The organism is Streptosporangium sp. NPDC087985, from assembly GCF_044741965.1.
In the GTDB taxonomy this organism is placed as follows: domain Bacteria; phylum Actinomycetota; class Actinomycetes; order Streptosporangiales; family Streptosporangiaceae; genus Streptosporangium.
This window is the reverse complement of sequence record NZ_JBIUTQ010000001.1, coordinates 372,232-390,769: the sequence shown is the minus strand read 5'-3', so window position 1 is coordinate 390,769 and position 18,538 is coordinate 372,232. Positions and strand designations below refer to the sequence as shown.

Here is an 18,538-nt window from a genome sequence, read left to right as displayed (position 1 = left end):
ATCCACCGTGTCCTTACGGAAAACGCGGGGTCCCCGGGCTCGCTTCTCGCGCTCGCTCACAGGTCCACCGCCTCGGGCCACTCCTCGGCCATTGCGGGCCCCCCAGTCATCCGATCCGTTTTACGCTGTTCGTGGAACGCCAGGATCTGCAATTCAATCGATAGGTCGACTTTACGGATATCGACGCCTTCAGGGACCGTAAGTACGACGGGGGCGAAGTTCAGAATGCTGGTGACCCCTGCGGCGATGACCCGGTCGGCCACCTGCTGGGCCGCCGCCGCGGGTGTCGCGAGCACCACGATCGACACTCCCCGCCGCTTTATCACGGCTTCCATCTCGTCGATGTGCTCCACATTCAATCCCGCGATATGATCGCCCACCACTTCGGGGTCGGCGTCGAGAAGAGCGGCGACCCGGAATCCGCGGGAGACGAAGCCACCGTAGTTGGCCAGTGCACGACCGAGGTTACCCACTCCCACGATGGCGACGGCCCAGTCCTGGGTCAGGCCCAGCTCGCGGGAGATCTGGTAGATGAGATATTCGACCTCGTAGCCGACCCCGCGGGTGCCGTAGGAGCCCAGATGGGAGAGGTCCTTACGGAGCTTGGCCGAGTTGACCCCGGCGGCGCCGGCCAGGTCCTCCGAGCTCACGGTGGCCAGACCCCGCTCAGCCATGCCGTTCAGCGCGCGCAGATAGAGCGGCAGCCGGGCGACGGTCGCCTCGGGAATGCCACGTTCACGAGCTTGGGACAGACGGCGGATCACGTGCCGGAACTCCAGGGGGACAGGCGGCCGGCGCGGCCCGGACGCGACGGATAACAAGGTGAGGCCACGGTCTTTCAGGTTAGTCCCTTTGTGAACCGATGCACAAAGTGGGGGCTCACGGGGCTGGAGAGCGCCCCTCACCTGCGGAGGGACCGTTACTCCCCCGCGACCGCTCGGAGCCCGGATGCTCTCCCCCCGGACTCTGGAAAGAGGATCACCTGTCCATACTCGCGACTCGGCTACCGTGACGGGCATGACACCGCAGGACCACCGCATCACATTGCTCGGCAAGCCCGGCTGTCACCTGTGCGACGAAGCGCGGAAGGTGATCAACCGGGTCGCCACGGAGCTGGGCGTTCCCTGGGAGGAACGCGACATCACCGCCTCGGCGGAGGACCAGGCCGCCTACGGGGAGATGATCCCGGTCACCCTCATCGACGGGATCCAGCACGACTTCTGGCGCGTCGACGAGAACCGCCTCCGCGCCGCGCTCAGATCCTGAAGGCCGTCGGAAGCGGCATCACCTTCGCGGCGTTCACGTTGAGCTCGATCACGTTGGTGGCGAGCACCGTGGTCTGCCGCTGGCTGACGAAACGCTCCACGTGCGGCTGGCGCTGGTGTTCGGTGTAGGCGACCTCGTCGCGATAGAGCTCGTAGACGATGCGCTGGAGCGGGGCCGACTTCACCGAGTGACACACGTAGACGAGCGTGTCGGGTTCGGAGAGCCGGACGGCCTCGACCGTCTCCTCGGCCAGCCGGTCGAACAGCTCGCCGGTGCCGTCGATCAGGGTGAAGACCGTCAGCAGGCCGAAGATGCTCGGTGACGGGCGGGAGGAGCCGCCCTGCTGCTCGGCCGCGCCCGGATACATGGAACCGGTCACGGGCGAGCCGCCGAACCCCGGGTCGGAAGCCTGACCGTAACCGGGGACACCGCCGAAACCCCGGTCCGGGGTCTGACCGTATCCCGGAGCGCCGCCGCGTCCCCGATCGAGGGGATCCTGAGCGTGACCGGGCGACCTGCCGGACCCGTAAGCGGCGTCCTGGCCGTATCCGGCCGGGGCGCCGAACGCCTGTTCGGCGGACATGGGCTGGAGGCTGCCGCCGGGCAGAGCACCGTAGCCCGCGTCGGGCAGGGCGAACTCGCCGGTGCTGGGACCGGCCGGATCGGCGGACCTGCCGTACTCGCCGTACTCGCCGTACTCGCCGACGCCGGGAGCCGCGGGCCTGCCGTACTCGTTGAGCGGGATGTCGTACTCGCCGGTCGGCTGGTGGCCGGGCGGCATGCCGAAATGGCCGGTGGCGGGGGGCTGCAGGGTGTATTCACCGCCGGCGGACTGGTGGGGGGACGGCATGCCGTACTCACCCGCCATGAAGGTGCCGGTGGCGGGGCCGCCGAAGGGGTCGCCCTGGACGGCGGGCTGCGGCTGCATGCGCGCCGCGTAGTCGACGTCCTGCTCGCCCGCCCGGTATTCGGCCACCAGGTCGCCGAGACCCGAGCGTCGCGGAGAGTCCTCCGGCAGGGCGCGACGGCCCGCGACCTGCACGTCCCGGGGCGGATCGGAGGGCGCACGCCGGCCGACCGGCCGCCGCTCGTCCTCCCAGTCGTCGTCCTCGTCCTCGTCGTCGTCCTCGTAGGGCGCGAGCGGGCGGAGCACGACGTACCAGACCGCGGCGGCGGTGACACAGAGGAGCAGCGCGGTGAACATTCCCGGGACCGCGAAGCTCATGGCACCGATCAGGGCCAGGCCGGTCGGGCCGAGCGCCAGGAGCGCGTGCATGTTGTCCGCGTCGTAGTCGTCACCGTCGCGCCAGCGCATGACCGCGAACGCGATGCCGCCCAGCAGGATGAGCACGACGACCAGGTGGGCGGCCCAGAGCACGTAGGTCGGCGCCAGCCCCCAGAGGCTGCCGCCGGACGGGAGGGCCTTGGTGAAGTCCGTGTCCGGGATCGGGTCGACCATCATGATCACCGAGGCGACGACGGTGAGTGCGATGCCCAGGAGCCAGGAGGCGAACTTGGGGCTGGACTTGCGCGCCACGAGCTGGACGACCCCGACGGCCAGCCACAGGGGGGCCAGCAGGGAGCCGGTCACCTGGTAGATCCGGAAGGTGGCTGACCCGAAACCGGTTAAATAGCCGGTGGCGACTACTGTGAGCGACAGACAGAGTGCCGCCGTCGTAACGCTCCAGGCGATCAGCCACCCCTTGGGCTCCTCCCGGAGCTGACGGACGAGGGCGACTGTGGCTATGGCTGCGAGTAACGCACCGGCAAACGCGATGACAGCGACGAGGACTTCCATGGTGCCTCCAATGCTGCCGGACATTACCCCCCAACCGGTAGCCGGACTGGTAGACGGCCCTGTGCCCCCGGTAGAAACAACCGGCCTCACACGTTATCGTCCAATTACCGCTAGTCATGACGTTACGAAGTAGATTGTGGAATTTCAGGTTCATTTCTAGAGTGATCGAGCACGCCGTACCCCCTCCCCCAAGGGATACCGGATGCCAGACACGTGGCCATTCGCCGGGCCTCTCCCCACCGCTTCCGGGGTGGCCCAGCCTGTCCGCAGGAACGAGCTCGCCACACGCGAGGACGCCTCGGAGGATCTCCGGAGGCTCGTTCTGCGCGCCAAAACCGGAGACACGGACGCCTTTGGCACGCTCTACGACCGCTATCTCGATCTCGTCTACCGCTACGTCTACTTCCGGGTCGGGTCCCATCCGCTGGCCGAGGACCTCACGAGTGAGACCTTCCTCCGCGCGCTCCGCCGGATCGCGGACTTCACCTGGCAGGGACGTGATTTCGGGGCCTGGCTCGTGACCATCGCCAGGAACCTGATCACCGATCACTTCAAGTCCGGCAGGTACCGTCTTGAGGTCTCGACGGCCAAGGTGATCGACACCCCGCTCGACGGCCCGCACATCCCGGAGAACGCCGTCGTCACGGCGATGGTCAACGACCGGGTTCTCGGCGCCGTCCGGGGTCTCAGCCCCGAGCAGCAGGAGTGTGTGGTCCTGCGGTTCCTGCACGGCATGTCGCTGGCGGAGACCGCGCTCATCATGGGCAAGAAGAGCGGAGCGATCAAGGCGCTGCAGTTCCGGGCGATCCGGGCTCTCGCCCGCGCTCTCCCCCCAGACCTCAGCTGACTTCGACCCGCGTGCCGATAATGACTTTGACCGGCATGCCGATGCCGACCCGGTGCGTAACCCGGCGCGCCGAGCCGTCGTTAGGCAAGTGACACCGATGGATCATGATCTGGGGGCGGCAGGGAGCGTTCATGGGTAAGTGGCTGCCCGGAATCTCACGGAGATCGCAGGCGCGCATCCAGAATCGTGTGTCGATGCTCGGCATCCGGATGGGGGGCGGCCCCCGCCCGGAGTTCCGCTCCGAGTTCCGCGAGCGCCTCCTGGACGCGTCCAACCAGGAGGACCCTCCCGCCGAGCGGGCCGTCCCGGAACGTCCGAGGGTCCGTCTGAGCCTGCTGCCCCAGTTCCTGAGTCTGGGCCTGGTGGTCACGATGGTCATGGCGGGGCTGGCGACCTACAGGTCGATGCCCGGGGACACGCTCTACCCGCTCAAGCGCGCCGCCGAGAGCACGCTGTTCCATCTGAGCACCGACGACGCCGAGCGAGCGGGCCGCTCCTTCGACTACGCGGAGACCCGTGCCCACGAGATCGAGGAACTCCTCGGCTCCACCCGCCGCGAGAACCACCTGATCAAGGAGACCCTCCAGGACATGGAGAACACCACCCGCTCCGCGATCACCTCTCTCACCCGGGTGAGACGCCGCGACGCGAAAAGCGACGCGAAGAGCACCGGCCAGCTCAAGCGTTTCGTCCAGAAGCAGCGCCACCAGATCGAGGGGATGCTCCCCAAGATGGACGTGGAACAGCAGCGCCGGGCCCACGGCTATCTCAACTACATCGAGGGCCTGGCCCCGCCCGACTAGGGGCGCTCACCACTTCCGCGACATCAGCATCCGCCAGCTCGATGTAACCCGATTTCACCCGCCTGTGCCGGTTAAGCTGGGAGGCTATGAGACGGCTGATACGACGGCGGGACGACGCGGAGACGGCCGGAGAGGTCGCGGCCGCGGCAGCCGTCGCGATGCCGATGGTCGATCCCGACCCGACCGCCGCCGCCTTCTTCGACGTCGACAACACCATGATGCGCGGAGCCTCGATCTACCACTTCGCCCGCGGCCTGGCCTCGCGCGGCCTGTTCACCACCAAGGACCTGCTCAAGTTCGCGTTCGGCCAGGCGATGTTCCGGGTCCGCGGCGACGAGAACCCCGAGCACATCGCCCAGGCCAGGGAGACCGCGCTGGCGTTCGTGGCGGGCAGCAAGGTGGAGGACATCGTCCGTCTCGGTGAGGAGATCTTCGACGAGGCCATGGCCGACCGGATCTGGCCCGGCACCCGCGCCCTCGCCCAGAGCCACCTGGACGCCGGTCAGCGCGTCTGGCTGGTCACCGCGACCCCGGTGGAGCTCGCCCGTGTGATCGCCCAGCGCCTCGGCCTGACCGGCGCGCTCGGCACCGTCTCCGAGGCCGTGGACGGCGTCTACACCGGCCGCCTGGTCGGCGACCTGCTCCACGGCCCGGCCAAGGCGGAGGCGGTCCGGGCACTGGCCCGCCGGGAGGGCCTCGACCTGTCCCGCTGCTCCGCCTACAGCGACTCGGCCAACGACCTGCCGCTGCTCTCCCTGGTCGGCAACCCCACCGCGATCAACCCCGACGCCGAGCTGCGCGACCACGCCCGCCAGCACCAGTGGGAGGTCAAGGACTTCCGCACCGGCCGCAAGGCCACCATGATCGCCCTGCCCATCGCCGCGAGCGCCGGCGCCGTCGCCGGCGGCATCGCAGCCGCCGTCGCCTTCCGCCGCCACTACCGCGCCCGGTAACCCCCCATACGGCGACCGCCCCGGCCCCTTCGCCGTCCCCCCCCCGCGACATACGAGCCCCTCTTCGAAGACATGATGGACGACCTTCTTGCCCTGATCGGCCTGGAGCGCAGCCCAAGACTGCGCTGAATCCCCGACGGCGAGCAGCGGGAGCGGTCAGAAGAGAGGTGGGAAGGCGTGGCCGCGCCGGAGGCGGAGCTCGTTCAGCTGCTGCTGGATGACCTCGCGGACCTGGTCGGTGAGGTTGAAGACCAGCATGGGGTCGTCGGCGTCGGCGGGATCGAACTCGTCGGTGCGGATGGGCTCGCCGAAACCGATCACCCACTTCGACGGCAGCGGCACCAGGCCGAGGGGCCCGAGCCAGGGGAACAGCGGAGTGATCGGCAGGTACGGCAGGCCGAGGGCCCTGGCCAGGAGAGGCAGGTCGCCGATCTTGGGGTAGATCTCCTCGGCACCCACGATGGCGCAGGGGACGATCGGGACTCCGGCGCGGATGGCGGAGGCGACGAAGCCCCCGCGCCCGAAACGCTGCAGCCTGTAGCGCTCGGAGAACGGCTTGCCGACGCCCTTGAACCCTTCGGGGAAGACACCGACGAGCTCGCCCTTGCGGAGCAGGCGGTCGGCGTCGTCGCGGCAGGCCAGGGTGTGACCGGTCTTGCGGGACAGGTGACCGAGCAGCGGGAGCCGGTAGACCAGGTCGGCGCCGAGGAGCCGGAGCGCACGGTGCTCGGGGTGGTCGTCGTGCAGCGCCACCTGGAGCATGAGCGCGTCCAGCGGGACGGTGCCCGAGTGGTTGGCCACGACGAGGGCGCCGGAGTCGTCGGGCACGTTGTGCATGCCGACGGTCTCCACGCGGAACCAGTGCCGGTAGAGCGGGCGGACCAGTTCGAGCATCACCTTGTCGGTGAGCTCGGCGTCGAAGCCGAACTCGTCGACCTCGTACTGCCCGGTGATGCGGTGGCGCAGGAAGGCGAACAGTTCGGCGAGGCCGCGGCCGTCGTCCTCGGCGCGCGGAGACTCCTGATCGCCTGCCGTGTCGGTCACCTCGCCACCGCGTGGGACAGCAGATCCATCATGGCGACGGGAAGTCCGCCGGCCAGGTCCCGGGCCCGGATGAAGTCCTCGAAGGCGGCGGCGGTGGAGAAGGTGGGCTTCCAGCCGAGTGCGGCGGTCAGCCGGGTGGTGTCCACCACCCGGCCGTGGCACATCAGGCGGAGCTGCTCGGGGGAGAAGTCGACCAGCCCGGCGCCGCGGGCGAGATCCCCCAGGAGGCGGAAGGTGGAGGAGGGCACGGGCAGGGAGAACAGGCCCGCCCTGCGGGCGCACTGCGAGAGCAGGAGCACGCCGTCTCCGGCCACGTTGAACGTGCCGGGGTGATTCTCCATCGCCATCCGTCTGAGCACCTCGACCGCGTCGTCCTCGTGGACGAACTGCAGCCGGGGGTCGAAGCCGAACACGGTCGGCAGGACGGGCTGGGTGAAGTAACGGGTCAGCGGCGAGTCGACGCCGGGCCCCATGAAATTGGCGAATCTGAGCGTCGACACCGTCACGTCCCGGCGCCGCCTGGCGAAGCCGCGGACGTATCCCTCGACCTCCGAGGCGTCCTTGGCGTATCCCCGGGCCGGCGGCTCGCCCGGCTCCGCGTCCTCGGCGAAGACCGCGGGATCCTGCGGGGACGAGCCGTACACCGCGGTGGTGGAGCGCACGACGACACGGCGGACCGTCGCGGACCGCTGACAGGCACCGAGCAGTTGCATGGTGCCGATGACGTTGTGCTCTTTCATGAGGGTCCGGCCACCGCCCCGAGGGGGAGCGCTCACCAGGCTCATGTGGACCACTGTGTCGATGTCGGCGGCCGCGATCACCTGGGCGATATCGGGACTCCGCAGATCGACTCGGACGAACTCCGTCCGGCCGAGAGGGACGCCGCCATCACGTGAGAGCGAGGGCGGCGGCACCGTGTCTACTCCGATGACCCGGTCGATGTCCGGGTCGGCGGCGAGCACGCTCGCCACTCGGGCGCCGATGTGGCGCGAGACCCCGGTGACAAGCACGGTGTGGGTCATCGGCGCCTCGCAGATCCGCGTTACTTCTTGTTACGCCGCTGAATACGGGTTTTCTTCAGAAGCTTGCGGTGCTTCTTCTTCGCCATGCGCTTACGGCGCTTCTTGATCACAGAGCCCACGGGACCCCCAGGTAGCTGGTAGCCGAGATTGTCAAACCGGTGCGCGAACAACACACCGGCTCAACAGACTACCGGCGATCCACGGTAGATCTCCCCTGGGGGGATCCCGGGTATCGGAACTCACAGCGTGACGATCACGTCGCCACCTCACTGAAGCATGAGCCCGCCGCGCGACGGCTTGATCGGGGAACTCGGACCCGCTGGTCGCTCGCCGCTCCGCGCTGGCCCCGCGGCCGACTCGTTTCTCACGGTTCCGTCCGCTCGTCGCGCCGGACTCGCTCGCTTCAACCAGCCTCGATGTAGGCATCCCTGAGATAGTCGTGCACCGCCTGTTCCGGCACCCGGAAGGATCGACCGACCCGGATGGCCGGCAGCTCGCCCGAATGCACGAGTCGGTACACAGTCATCTTGGACACCCTCATGACCGTGGCCACTTCGGCCACCGTCAGGAACTTCACCTCACTGAGAGGTCTTTCGCCTGCACCCATCGGACGCCTCTTCCGCACGTGTTTCCGGGTTATCCCCACTGGTGCCATTGCTCACGCACGTGTACTGCCGTCAGCGTAAGTCGGGACTCCGAGTGCGCAAACCCCCTGCTTTCTCAGCCTCTGTGGCCTCATGTCAGCGAAACGGAGAAACTCGCTGGCCAGCAGCCAGAACACACCCCTCAAATTGATCTTAGATCGGACCAACCGTCTCTTATTAGAGTCGCCCACAACCATTAAAAAGTTGGCAAACGGTCGGCGCGCACCACGGAATGCAGGCGCGAAAAGCCCGTATAGGGATGACCCATTTTGCGCATCCCCCGTCTCAGAGGGCTCGCACGACCCTCTCGACCAGGTGGTCCGTCAGCGGACGGTAATGTCCTGGTAGCACATTGTCATCGAGCGGGACGGCCGCCGCGATCTTGCCTGCCGCTTCACCGCCGCGGTCCTCGCGGTCACGGAAGGGGGTCCAGTCCGTGGAAGGGGAACACGGCTTTCCTGGTCGCCATGATGGCGCGGTCAATCGGGTCCGCCGGATCGTAACCGGCGGAGAAATCGCTGAATTCCGGATCTCTCCCGTCGGTCAGCGTCAGCGGGGCCGTCTGCCCGGTCCGCTCTTTGACCAGCCTCCGCCACTCCTGCGGGGTGGCGGTGGCCGGGTCGAGCGGGTGCCCGGAGACCTCGGCGATCAGGTGGGTCCATGCCCGGGGCACCACCTGCACCAGCTCGTATCCCCCGCCGCCGGTCACGACCCAGCGGCCGCCCGCGGTCTCGTGGGCCAGCCGGTGCAGCGCGGCGTAGGCGGTGCGCTGGCCGTCCAGGCTGAGCATCAGGTGGGCCAGCGGGTCCAGCGCGTGACTGTCGCAGCCGTGCTGGGTGACCAGGATCTCGGGGGCGAACTCCCGCAGCAGCGGCGGCACCACCGCGTGGAAGGCTCTCAACCAGCCGCTGTCGCCGCATCCGGCGGGCAGCGCCACGTTGACCGCGGTGCCCTCCGCACCCCGCTCGTCGGGGAATCCCGTGCCGGGGAAGAGCGTGCGGGGGCTCTCGTGCAGGCTGATGGTGAGGACTCTGGGGTCGTCGTAGAACAGCGACTGGACGCCGTCGCCGTGATGGACGTCCACATCCACGTAGGCGACCCTGGAGGCGCCCTGCGACAGCAGCCAGGCGATCGCCGCCGCGGGGTCGTTGTAGACACAGAACCCGCTCGCGTGGGCGGCCATCGCGTGGTGCAGGCCTCCCGCGATGTTCACCGCGTGCTCGGCCTCGCCCGTCCAGACCGCGCGGGCCGCGGCCAGGCTCGCCCCGGTGATCAGGGCGGAGGCCTCGTGCACCCCGGCGAAGGCGGGGTTGTCCTCGGTGCCGAGTCCATGGGCCAGGTCGGGCAGCCCGGTGGCGGAGACCCGTTTGACGGCCTCGATGTAGTCACGCTTGTGGACCAGCGCCAGCTCGTCGTCGGTGGCGGGCGCGCAGCCGACCACCTCCACCGCGTCCAGCACGCCGAGCTCCCTGGCCAGCGCCATGGTCAGCTCGACCCGGACGGGCGCGAGCGGATGCCGGGGGCCGAAGTCGTACGAGGTGAGCGCATCGTCCCAGACAACCTGCACGGACCGGCTCATGGCGCCTCCCTGTCTGATCGCGACGCGGCGCGCCCGCTGATGATCTCCCCACTCCGGCCGACGTTACCGCACGTATGCAGAAGATCGTCATGGACGCCCCGCACGCCGGACCGGCCCGACCGACGGAGGTTTCCGGGAGAGGGGACGGTCAGCCGCCGGCGAGCTGGCGGCTGCGGTCCCTGGCTGCCTCGATGGCCGCCAGGAAGGCGGCGCGGACGCTGTGCCGCTCCAGCTCGGCGATGGCCGCGATGGTGGTGCCCCCCGGGGAGGTGACGGCCTCGCGCAGGATCACCGGGTGCTCTCCGGAGTCACGGAGCATGATGGCCGCGCCGACGATCGACTGGGTGACCATGTCGAGGGCGGCGGCGCGGGGCATGCCGAGCAGGATGCCCGCGTCGACCATGGCCTCGACCAGGTAGAAGAAGTAGGCGGGACCGCTGCCGGACAGGGCGGTGGCGGCGTCCTGCTGCGACTCGGGGATGCGGAGCACCTTGCCGACCGGCGTGAGCAGGTCCTCGGCGCGCCTGAGGTGTTCCTCCGAGGCGTGCGCGCCCGCCGAGATCACGCTCATCGCCTCGTCCACCAGCACCGGCGTGTTGGACATGACCCGGACCACCGGGACGTCCGCGCCGAGCCGCGACTCCACGAACGAGGTCGTGATGCCCGCCGCCGCCGAGATCACCAGGCGGTCGGCCGGGACGTGTCCCGCGATCTCGGCCAGCAGGGACCCCATGTCCTGCGGCTTGACCGCCAGGACGATCGTGTCAGCGCTCTTGGCGGCCTCGGCGTTGGACACCACCTGCACGCCGTACTGCTTTCTGAGCTCATCGGCCCGCTCGGCACGCCGTGCCGTCACCAGCACGTCGCCCGGCCGGAACCCGGCCCGGAGCAGCCCCGACAGCAGGGCCTCGCCCATCTTGCCTGTTCCCAGAATCGCGATCATGTCAGCGCACCTTGCGAGAGAACGTGAGGAGAAGCGGAAACCCAGCCTAAGGGTTCCGCCTGCGTGAGTCCGCGGCATCGGGGGGCCACGGCCGGTACGGCGCGACCGCCGGGCTCATCGTGCGCCGGGGCCCGTTCCCGCCGAACGGGCCCGGGGACGTGCTCTCAGATCGTCGTGAACCTGTCCGGGTTCTTATCCGTTCTACAGGTATGCGTATGATCGCGATTCCGCTTCTGGCCGGGACTCTGCTGCTGGCCATGGGCTGCGGCAACGAACACAGCGCCACGACCGCCGGCCCGGCAGGCGCCGGTTCGGTGAGCGCCGGCAGCCCTTCCCAGCCGGTGAGTCACACCGTGGCCCCCAGGCCCGGGCCCACGGGCGGCACCCCCAAACCGACCAGGCCCGAGGGCCACACCGACAATCCCCGCAAGGTGGCGTGGCTTACGGCGAAGCCGTCCAAGGACGGCCGGAGCCTCCGGGTCACCTGGTGGTCCGGGGTGGAGCCCTGCCACGTTCTCGACCGGGTCACCGTGCGCGAGACCTCCAAGCGGGTGACCGTCACCCTCTGGGAGGGCCCGAGCAGCAAGGTCAAGAACGCGCTCTGCATCGACATCGCCATCCAGAAGGTGACGACGGTCAAGCTCAAGGCCCCCCTCGGCGAGCGCAAGATGATCGACGGCGCACGGAGCTGACCCCACGCCCCGCCGGCCGGACGTCCGCCACGGCGGGAGCCCGCACCGATCGGAGGGACGGGCCGCGACCTCCGCTCAGCTGTAGCGCGGCGAGGATTCGGTGACGGCCTGCTGGCTCCTCTCAGGCATGTTGCCGATCTTGTTGACCTCCTGCGTCAACCCTTCGAGGACCGCGCGCAGCTGGACCTGGGTAACCTCCGCGAAGGTGCGCAGGTAGGCGATACGGCTCTCCAGATCCTCGGCCTCGGACGACTGGACCGCACCACTGGAGCGGTAGGCGTTCACAGCCTCGCTGGCCGCCTCCTCGGCCCGCTGCTGGGACTCCTGGAGGATCTGCTCGTACTGCTGGCGCGCCTGGTCGACGAGTCGGCGGGCGTAGTTCTCAGCCTCGGCTATCTGGGCGTCAGCGGTCTGCTGGGCGCGGGAGAGGATGTTGATCGCGTCGACACTGAGGTGAGGCTGCTGCGCCGCACCGGAGTTGGAGACGTCTGTGCCCCGGCTCCTGTACCAGTTCTTGAGACGGTCGATCTCCGCGCGCAGGTCGGCCTTCTCCTTGTCACCGGCCGCCATGTCGTCCGCCACGCGGTAGAGGAAGGCCTGGACCTCCTCTTCGCTGTAGCCGCGGCGGGCGATCTTGGCGCGCGAGAACTCCTTCTTGCGCACCCGGTCCGGTGTGAGCGATTGAGAGTCACGCGACGGGTGGTTCGCCCACGTCATCTCGCCCATCATGGCTCCTTACCCTCGCCGGTGGTGAACTCGTCGAAGCGGATCTGCTCATGTGGCACGCCGGCGTCCAGCAGGCGCGCGACCGTGGCCTGGACCATCTCGCCGGAACCGCACACGAAGACTTCCTGACCGCGCCAGGCTCTCAACGCGGTGTCGACCACGTAGCCACGCTCGCCCCGGTAGAAAGGGTCGTGGGACACGACGGGCACCACGGTCAGCCAGGGGTGCTGGGCGTCGAGTTTGGCCAGGGCCTCGAGGTCGTACAGCTCTCGGTACGTCCGGGCGCCGACGAAGAGGTGGACCCTGCGCATCGGCCCCTCGTAGGCCACCTGCTCCACGAGCGCCTTGAGGGGGGCGAGGCCGGTGCCACCGGCGATGAGGAGGAGATCCCTGGGGAGATTCGGATTCAGCGTCAGCCTCTCGCCCACCGCCGCCCCGACGCGCAGAAGGTCACCGCGTTGGGTGCCATGGACCAGCGCCGTGCTGACCGTGCCTCCATCGACCACCTGTACGTGCAGGTCGATGGTGTTGTCCTGGCGCGGCGCGTTGGCGAAGGAGTAGAAGCGCCACAGCTTCGGCCGCAGGGCGAACGAGAACGACGCCGACTGCCCCGGACGGAAGGGATAGGGGTAGTTCAGCCGGGCGCGGATGACCGCGGTGCCGAGCGTGCGCTGCTCGTAGCCGATGATCTCGCCCTCCCACCAGGGAGGTGTGGCGATCGCGGCCTCGGCGGCTGCCTCGGTCATGACCTTCGCGACCAGTTCGTACGCCTGCGTCCAGTCGTTCGCCAGCTCGGGGGTCCAGCGATCACCGAGGAAGTGCTTGAGCGTGGTGACGAGCGCGTGACCGACGGCCGGGTAGTGCTCGGCGACGACGGCGAACTTCCGATGGTCGCGGCCGAGCTGCTGGAGCAGCGGGACCAGTTCGTCCACCCGGTCGACGTTGCTGACGATACGCCCCAACGCGCCGACGAGGCGGTCGCGCTGGGTCGCCATGGACACGGGGAACATGTCCCGCGTCTCCGGGTACATCAGGAACAGGGCGGAGTAAAAGAACAGCGGCACCTGGTCGCCGGAGCGCGCGACCAGATGCCAGCTGTCCTTCAACGCTTGCGCGTCCACTTAACCGGCCACCTCGGAGGGCTCTTCCACGATGGAACCCCGCACCTGGCCCAGGGTGTGCACGACGTGCTGCACGATGTCCTCATCGGCGCCCGCGTCCCGCAGCACCGTCACGAGGATGTCACCGACCTTCGCGTAGTGCTCCTCCGTGATGCCCATTCCCCTGTGCGCTTCGCCCAGTTCACGGCCTTCGTATGGCTCCGGACCGCCGAGCACCGAGGACAGCAGGATGGCCATGTGCCGCTTGAGCTTCGGCAACTCGACATCGGCGAAATACGGCTTGAGGTCGGGATCGTCAAGCAACACCACGTAAAGGCGGTCGACCACTTCTCGAACGGACGACGCGCCACCTACCAGCTCGTAGTACGTAGCCACGGCTGCCACGAGACCTCCCAAACGTTGCATAGTTGGCCACACCACTCTTACTGCGGCGGTGTGCACTCAGGGTTAATTGTTTGACTCTTCGCGGATACCACGCTTTACGGATAGGCGCTCGCCAACCGGTCCTCCGGGGACCGTCGAGTGGCGATCTCGCGAGGTGGGAAGGCTCGAGCGACCCAGCGGAGCCCGGGCGATGGGTTCTGTCATGCAATCTCCGCCGTCACCCTCTGTGATGCCCAAGCATGTGACACTCGGACAGCTTCCAAGATCGAAATGCGTGGACCAGCTCCAAATCCCGGCCCATCTAAGCAGCAATCGTATCGAATGTCACAAAAAACCAATCAGGATCTTCTGACACAACTTAACCAAATGAAACATGAGCCACGTTCGCCTCATTCGGTAGGACAGTTGTCGCATCCGCGCAGTCAACGGTGATGACCACCACCCGCGTTGGGTGCGAAAAGATCGCCGACGGCGCCAAGCCCTGAGGCCACTGCGGCTCTCAGTGCGCGGCGAGAGCCGTACCGGCGAGGATCACGGAATCGAGGCGACCTCCCTGCAGCCCCCGGGGCACGCGGGCGCCGCCGCACCTCGGCGGAATGCTTTCACGCGCCGGAAGGTTGAGCGCCTTAGACTCAAGTCGTTTGACAAACGTCAGGCGAGATTCCAATATGAGTCCGACCGACTCAACTTTGACTACAAGGACGTACTCATGGCACGTGCGGTAGGTATCGACCTGGGGACGACCAACTCCGTCGTCTCGATCCTCGAGGGCGGTGAGCCCACCGTCATCGCCAACGCCCAAGGCTCGCGGACCACGCCGTCCGTGGTCGCCTTCGCGAAGAACGGCGAGGTCCTCGTCGGTGAGGTCGCCAAGCGGCAGGCCGTCACCAACGTGGACCGCACGATCCGCTCGGTCAAGCGCGAGATGGGCACCAACTGGTCCGTCGAGATCGACGGCAAGAAGTTCTCCCCGCAGCAGATCAGCGCCTTCGTCCTGCAGAAGCTCAAGCAGGACGCCGAGGCCTACCTGGGCGAGAAGATCACCGACGCGGTGATCACCGTCCCGGCCTACTTCAACGACGCCCAGCGTCAGGCCACGCAGGAAGCCGGCACCATCGCCGGCCTCAACGTGCTGCGCATCATCAACGAGCCCACCGCGGCGGCGCTCGCCTACGGCCTGGACAAGGAGAAGGACGAGACCATCCTCGTCTTCGACCTCGGCGGCGGCACCTTCGACGTGTCCCTGCTCGACGTCGGCCAGGAGGACGGCCACGGCTTCGTTGAGGTCAAGGCCACCAGCGGCGACAACCACCTCGGTGGTGACGACTGGGACCAGCGCGTCGTCGACGAGCTCGCCACCCGGTTCAAGAACGCCCACGGCGTGGACCTGACCAAGGACAAGATGGCCCTCCAGCGCCTGCGTGAGGCCGCGGAGAAGGCCAAGATCGAGCTCTCCAGCCAGTCGGAGACCTCCATCAACCTGCCCTACATCACCGCCTCTGCCGAGGGCCCCCTCCACCTGGAGGACAAGCTCACCCGCGCCGAGTTCCAGCGGCTCACCGCCGACCTGCTCGAGCGGTGCAAGGGCCCGTTCAACCAGGTCGTCAAGGACGCCGGCATCAAGGTCTCCGACATCGCCCACGTGGTGCTCGTCGGCGGCTCGACCCGCATGCCCGCGGTCGCCGACCTCGTCAAGGAGCTGACCGGCGGCCAGGAGCCCAACAAGGGCGTCAACCCGGACGAGGTCGTGGCCATCGGCGCCGCCCTCCAGGCCGGCGTGCTCAAGGGCGAGGTCAAAGACGTCCTGCTGCTCGACGTGACCCCGCTGTCGCTGGGCATCGAGACCAAGGGCGGGATCTTCACCAAGATCATCGAGCGCAACACCACGATCCCGACCAAGCGCTCCGAGGTCTTCACCACGGCCGAGGACAACCAGCCGTCGGTGCAGATCCAGGTCTACCAGGGCGAGCGCGAGATCGCGGCCTACAACAAGAAGCTGGCCACCTTCGAGCTGACCGGCATCGCCCCGGCGCCGCGCGGCATCCCGCAGATCGAGGTCACCTTCGACATCGACGCCAACGGCATCGTCAACGTCTCCGCCAAGGACCTCGGCACCGGCAAGGAGCAGACGATGACGATCACCGGCGGCTCCGCGCTGCCGAAGGACGACATCGAGCGCATGATGCGCGAGGCCGAGTCCTACGCCGAGGAGGACAAGAAGCGCCGCGAGGACGCCGAGACGCGCAACAACGCCGACTCGCTCGTCTACCAGACCGAGAAGTTCCTCGGCGAGAACGCCGAGAAGGTTCCGGACGACATCAAGACCGAGGTCAACGAGTCCCTGGCCGAGCTCAAGAAGACGCTTGAGGGCACCGACTCGGCCGAGATCCGCGCCGCCGCCGAGAAGCTCGCCACCGTCAGCCAGAAGATGGGTTCGGCGATCTACGCCCAGGCGCAGGGTTCCGAGGCCCCGGCCGGCGCCCCCGGCGCTGCCGGCGCCGAGGACGCGGCAGGCCCGAAGGGCGACGAGGACGTGGTCGACGCCGAGATCGTGGACGACGAGCCGAAGCGCGAAGACGGTAAGAAGTGACGGCCGAGAAGCCGAGGGGAGCGCGAGCGTGAACACGCGTGAGAACGGTTCCGGGGAGGAGCCGGTGATCCGCGACAATCGCAAGATCGATCCGGAGACGGGCGAGGTGCGCGAGATGGCCAAGGAGCAGGCCGAACAGCCTGCTCCGGCCGTCGACCTCGCCTCGGTCGAACTGGCCACCCAGCTCGCCGAGCGCACCGCGGACCTGCAGCGTCTCCAGGCGGAGTACTCCAACTACCGCAAGCGGGTCGAGCGGGATCGGACCGCCGTCAGGGAACAGGCGGTGGCCGGCGTGCTGGCCGAACTGCTGCCGGTTCTCGACGACGTCGGCCGGGCCCGTGACCACGGCGAGCTCACCGGCGGCTTCGCCAAGGTGAACGAGTCCCTGGAGACGATCCTCGGAAAGCTGGGACTGGCCGCGTTCGGCACCAAGGGCGACCCGTTCGATCCCGAGGTGCACGAGGCGCTGATGCACAGCTACTCCCCGGAGGTCACCGAACCGACCTGCGTGGAGATCCTGCAGTCCGGCTACCGGGTCGGGGAGCGCGTGCTCCGCCCGGCACGGGTCGCGGTCGCCGAGCCGGAAGAGCCCGTCGCGGGCGACAACTGACATCCCCCAATATCTGACAGCTGAGAAGGAAGACAGATGAGCACCAAGGACTACCTGGAGAAGGACTACTACGCCGTCCTTGGTGTGCCCAAGTCCGCCACCGCCGAAGAGATCAAAAAGGCGTACCGGAAGCTGGCCAGGCAGTATCACCCGGACGCCAATCAGGGCAGCACGGCTACCGAGGCGAAGTTCAAGGACGTCTCCGAGGCCTACGACGTGCTGTCCGACGCCAAGCGCCGCAAGGAGTACGACGAGGCGCGGACGCTGTTCGGATCCGGGCTCGGCGGTTACCCGGGAGGCGGGGGGGCCTCCCGGGGGGGCGGGTTCCCCTTCGACCTGGGGGACCTGTTCGGCGGCACCCAGCAGCAGCAGCACGGCGGCGCCGGGGAGCGTATCGGCGACATCTTCGGGGGGCTGTTCAACCGGGGCGGCGGCGCGAGCCGCACCGGCGGGGCGGCCACCAGGGCGCGGCGCGGCCAGGACATCGAGTCGGAGGTCACGCTCTCGTTCGGCGCGGCCGTGGACGGTGCCACCGTCTCGCTCCGCCTCACCAGCTCCTCGGCGTGCGCGGCGTGCGGCGGCACCGGCGCCAAGGCCGGGACCACCCCCAGGGTCTGCCCGACCTGCGAGGGCACCGGCGCGGCCAGCCGCAACCTGGGCAACTTCGCCTTCTCCGAGCCGTGCCGCGACTGCAAGGGCCGCGGCCTGCTGGTGGACAACCCGTGCGCGGTGTGCGATGGGAGCGGACGGGGCAAGAGCACTCGTACGATCCAGGCGCGCATCCCCGCCGGGGTCGGCGACGGCCAGCGCATCAAGCTCAAGGCCAAGGGCGCCCCGGGCGAGAACGGCGGCCCGGCCGGTGACCTGTACGTCCAGATTCACGTGAAACCACACCCCGTCTTCGGCCGGACCGGCGAGAACCTGACGATCACCGTTCCGGTCACCTTCACCGAGGCCGCGCTCGGCGCCGAGATCAAGGTGCCGATTCTCAAGGGGCTGCCGGTCACGCTGCGCATCCCCGAGGGAACCCCGAACGGCCGCACCTTCCGGGTGCGGGGCAGGGGCGTGTCCCGCAAGGACGGCACCAAGGGCGACCTGCTCGTCACGGTCGAGGTCCTGGTGCCCCAGCAGCTCGAGGACAAGGCACGGAACGCGCTGGAGGAGTTCCGCGACGCCACGGCGGGCGGTGACCCGCGGGCGGACCTCATCCAACAGGCCAGAAGCGAGTAGCCATGGAAGCCAACTACTTCGATCTGTCGGACGACACTCCTGTCTACGTCATCTCGGTGGCCGCCCAGCTGTCGGGCCTGCACCCGCAGACCCTGCGGCAGTACGACCGCCTCGGACTGGTAAGCCCCGGCCGCACGTCAGGACGCGGGCGGCTGTACTCCACCCGTGACATCGTGATGCTCCGCGAGGTCCAGCGGCTCTCCCAGGAGGAGGGCATCAACCTCGCGGGCATCAAGCGCATCCTGGCGCTGGAGACCGAGGCTCTGCGCCTGCGCGACGAGAACCA

The 18,538-nt window shown here is 68.4% G+C and carries 20 protein-coding genes and 1 pseudogene; 9 read left to right on the top strand and 12 right to left on the bottom strand.

Translation table 11 applies throughout. From position 1 onward, the window contains the following. Nucleotides 1-56: 56 nt before the first annotated feature. A complete protein-coding gene (locus tag ACIN94_RS01955; RefSeq protein WP_400698259.1) occupies nucleotides 57-764 on the bottom strand; it encodes a redox-sensing transcriptional repressor Rex in 708 nt (235 codons plus the stop codon). Nucleotides 765-1,017: 253 nt separating this feature from the next. On the opposite strand from ACIN94_RS01955, the gene ACIN94_RS01950 reads away from it, so the two are divergent. Further along, nucleotides 1,018-1,266, top strand: coding sequence for a glutaredoxin family protein (locus ACIN94_RS01950; protein ID WP_400698256.1), 249 nt, complete (start codon nucleotides 1,018-1,020; stop codon nucleotides 1,264-1,266). Here ACIN94_RS01950 and ACIN94_RS01945 read toward each other — a convergent pair. Continuing rightward, entirely contained in the window at nucleotides 1,256-3,064 is a 1,809-nt protein-coding gene (locus ACIN94_RS01945) for an antibiotic biosynthesis monooxygenase (protein ID WP_400698253.1), read from the bottom strand. The two genes, ACIN94_RS01950 and ACIN94_RS01945, sit on opposite strands and share 11 nt — an antisense overlap. 250 nt (nucleotides 3,065-3,314) lie before the next feature. Between ACIN94_RS01945 and ACIN94_RS01940 the strand changes: the two genes are divergently transcribed. The 3 genes from ACIN94_RS01940 (at nucleotide 3,315) to ACIN94_RS01930 (ending at nucleotide 5,667) form a co-directional block, all read left to right on the top strand. Continuing rightward, nucleotides 3,315-3,911: a sigma-70 family RNA polymerase sigma factor gene (locus ACIN94_RS01940; RefSeq protein WP_400698250.1), complete on the top strand. Its 597-nt coding sequence runs from the start codon at nucleotides 3,315-3,317 to the stop codon at nucleotides 3,909-3,911. Between the two features lie 131 nt (nucleotides 3,912-4,042). Beyond that, a complete protein-coding gene (locus ACIN94_RS01935) occupies nucleotides 4,043-4,714 on the top strand; it encodes a DUF5667 domain-containing protein (protein WP_400698248.1) in 672 nt (223 codons plus the stop codon). An 86-nt stretch (nucleotides 4,715-4,800) separates the two neighbouring features. After that, nucleotides 4,801-5,667: an HAD family hydrolase gene (locus tag ACIN94_RS01930; RefSeq protein WP_400698246.1), complete on the top strand. Its 867-nt coding sequence runs from the start codon at nucleotides 4,801-4,803 to the stop codon at nucleotides 5,665-5,667. A 156-nt stretch (nucleotides 5,668-5,823) separates the two neighbouring features. Here the strand turns inward: ACIN94_RS01930 and ACIN94_RS01925 are convergent, their stop codons facing one another. From ACIN94_RS01925 to proC, 7 genes are all read right to left on the bottom strand, one after another. Further along, the gene (locus ACIN94_RS01925; RefSeq protein ID WP_400698244.1) at nucleotides 5,824-6,711 is read right to left on the bottom strand and encodes a lysophospholipid acyltransferase family protein; all 888 of its coding nucleotides are present in this window, start codon (nucleotides 6,709-6,711) and stop codon (nucleotides 5,824-5,826) included. Continuing rightward, nucleotides 6,708-7,733: an NAD-dependent epimerase/dehydratase family protein gene (locus ACIN94_RS01920; RefSeq protein WP_400698241.1), complete on the bottom strand. Its 1,026-nt coding sequence runs from the start codon at nucleotides 7,731-7,733 to the stop codon at nucleotides 6,708-6,710. Before ACIN94_RS01920 ends, ACIN94_RS01925 begins: the two co-directional genes overlap by 4 nt. A gap of 20 nt (nucleotides 7,734-7,753) precedes the next feature. Then, the gene (locus ACIN94_RS01915; RefSeq protein ID WP_018654693.1) at nucleotides 7,754-7,852 is read right to left on the bottom strand and encodes a 30S ribosomal protein bS22; all 99 of its coding nucleotides are present in this window, start codon (nucleotides 7,850-7,852) and stop codon (nucleotides 7,754-7,756) included. 284 nt (nucleotides 7,853-8,136) lie between these two features. After that, the gene (locus ACIN94_RS01910) at nucleotides 8,137-8,340 is read right to left on the bottom strand and encodes a helix-turn-helix domain-containing protein (RefSeq protein WP_012887307.1); all 204 of its coding nucleotides are present in this window, start codon (nucleotides 8,338-8,340) and stop codon (nucleotides 8,137-8,139) included. A 322-nt stretch (nucleotides 8,341-8,662) separates the two neighbouring features. Continuing rightward, nucleotides 8,663-8,860: a phosphatase gene (locus ACIN94_RS01905; protein WP_400698236.1), complete on the bottom strand. Its 198-nt coding sequence runs from the start codon at nucleotides 8,858-8,860 to the stop codon at nucleotides 8,663-8,665. After that, complete coding sequence (locus ACIN94_RS01900) at nucleotides 8,793-9,956, bottom strand: acetoin utilization protein AcuC (protein ID WP_400698234.1); 1,164 nt, start codon at nucleotides 9,954-9,956, stop codon at nucleotides 8,793-8,795. Before ACIN94_RS01900 ends, ACIN94_RS01905 begins: the two co-directional genes overlap by 68 nt. A 148-nt stretch (nucleotides 9,957-10,104) precedes the next feature. After that, a complete protein-coding gene (gene proC / locus ACIN94_RS01895) occupies nucleotides 10,105-10,899 on the bottom strand; it encodes a pyrroline-5-carboxylate reductase (RefSeq protein WP_400698231.1) in 795 nt (264 codons plus the stop codon). Nucleotides 10,900-11,114: 215 nt separating this feature from the next. Here proC and ACIN94_RS01890 point away from each other — a divergent pair, with 215 nt between their 5' ends. Then, complete coding sequence (locus tag ACIN94_RS01890; protein WP_400698228.1) at nucleotides 11,115-11,591, top strand: hypothetical protein; 477 nt, start codon at nucleotides 11,115-11,117, stop codon at nucleotides 11,589-11,591. Nucleotides 11,592-11,666: 75 nt separating this feature from the next. Here ACIN94_RS01890 and ACIN94_RS01885 read toward each other — a convergent pair whose 3' ends face one another. Genes ACIN94_RS01885 through ACIN94_RS01875 form a run of 3 tightly spaced genes read right to left on the bottom strand, consistent with a single transcriptional unit; the run spans nucleotide 11,667 to nucleotide 13,822 of the window. Further along, nucleotides 11,667-12,317: a DivIVA domain-containing protein gene (locus tag ACIN94_RS01885; RefSeq protein ID WP_400698225.1), complete on the bottom strand. Its 651-nt coding sequence runs from the start codon at nucleotides 12,315-12,317 to the stop codon at nucleotides 11,667-11,669. Beyond that, the gene (locus ACIN94_RS01880) at nucleotides 12,317-13,438 is read right to left on the bottom strand and encodes a globin domain-containing protein (RefSeq protein ID WP_400698223.1); all 1,122 of its coding nucleotides are present in this window, start codon (nucleotides 13,436-13,438) and stop codon (nucleotides 12,317-12,319) included. The genes ACIN94_RS01885 and ACIN94_RS01880 overlap by 1 nt, the downstream gene beginning before the upstream one ends. Beyond that, nucleotides 13,439-13,822 (bottom strand): group 1 truncated hemoglobin, encoded by a 384-nt coding sequence (locus tag ACIN94_RS01875; protein ID WP_400698220.1) that lies wholly within the window; start codon nucleotides 13,820-13,822, stop codon nucleotides 13,439-13,441. Between the two features lie 709 nt (nucleotides 13,823-14,531). Between ACIN94_RS01875 and dnaK the strand changes: the two genes are divergently transcribed. The 4 genes and pseudogenes from dnaK to ACIN94_RS01855 form a co-directional block, all read left to right on the top strand. Continuing rightward, nucleotides 14,532-16,412: a molecular chaperone DnaK gene (gene dnaK / locus ACIN94_RS01870; protein WP_400698218.1), complete on the top strand. Its 1,881-nt coding sequence runs from the start codon at nucleotides 14,532-14,534 to the stop codon at nucleotides 16,410-16,412. 28 nt (nucleotides 16,413-16,440) lie between these two features. Then, the gene (grpE, locus tag ACIN94_RS01865) at nucleotides 16,441-17,022 is read left to right on the top strand and encodes a nucleotide exchange factor GrpE (RefSeq protein WP_400698215.1); all 582 of its coding nucleotides are present in this window, start codon (nucleotides 16,441-16,443) and stop codon (nucleotides 17,020-17,022) included. Between the two features lie 36 nt (nucleotides 17,023-17,058). Beyond that, nucleotides 17,059-18,252 (top strand): molecular chaperone DnaJ, encoded by a 1,194-nt coding sequence (dnaJ, locus tag ACIN94_RS01860; RefSeq protein WP_400698212.1) that lies wholly within the window; start codon nucleotides 17,059-17,061, stop codon nucleotides 18,250-18,252. A 2-nt stretch (nucleotides 18,253-18,254) separates the two neighbouring features. Next, a pseudogene (locus ACIN94_RS01855) lies at nucleotides 18,255-18,507 on the top strand (heat shock protein transcriptional repressor HspR); the annotation flags it as partial. Nucleotides 18,508-18,538: the final 31 nt, after the last annotated feature.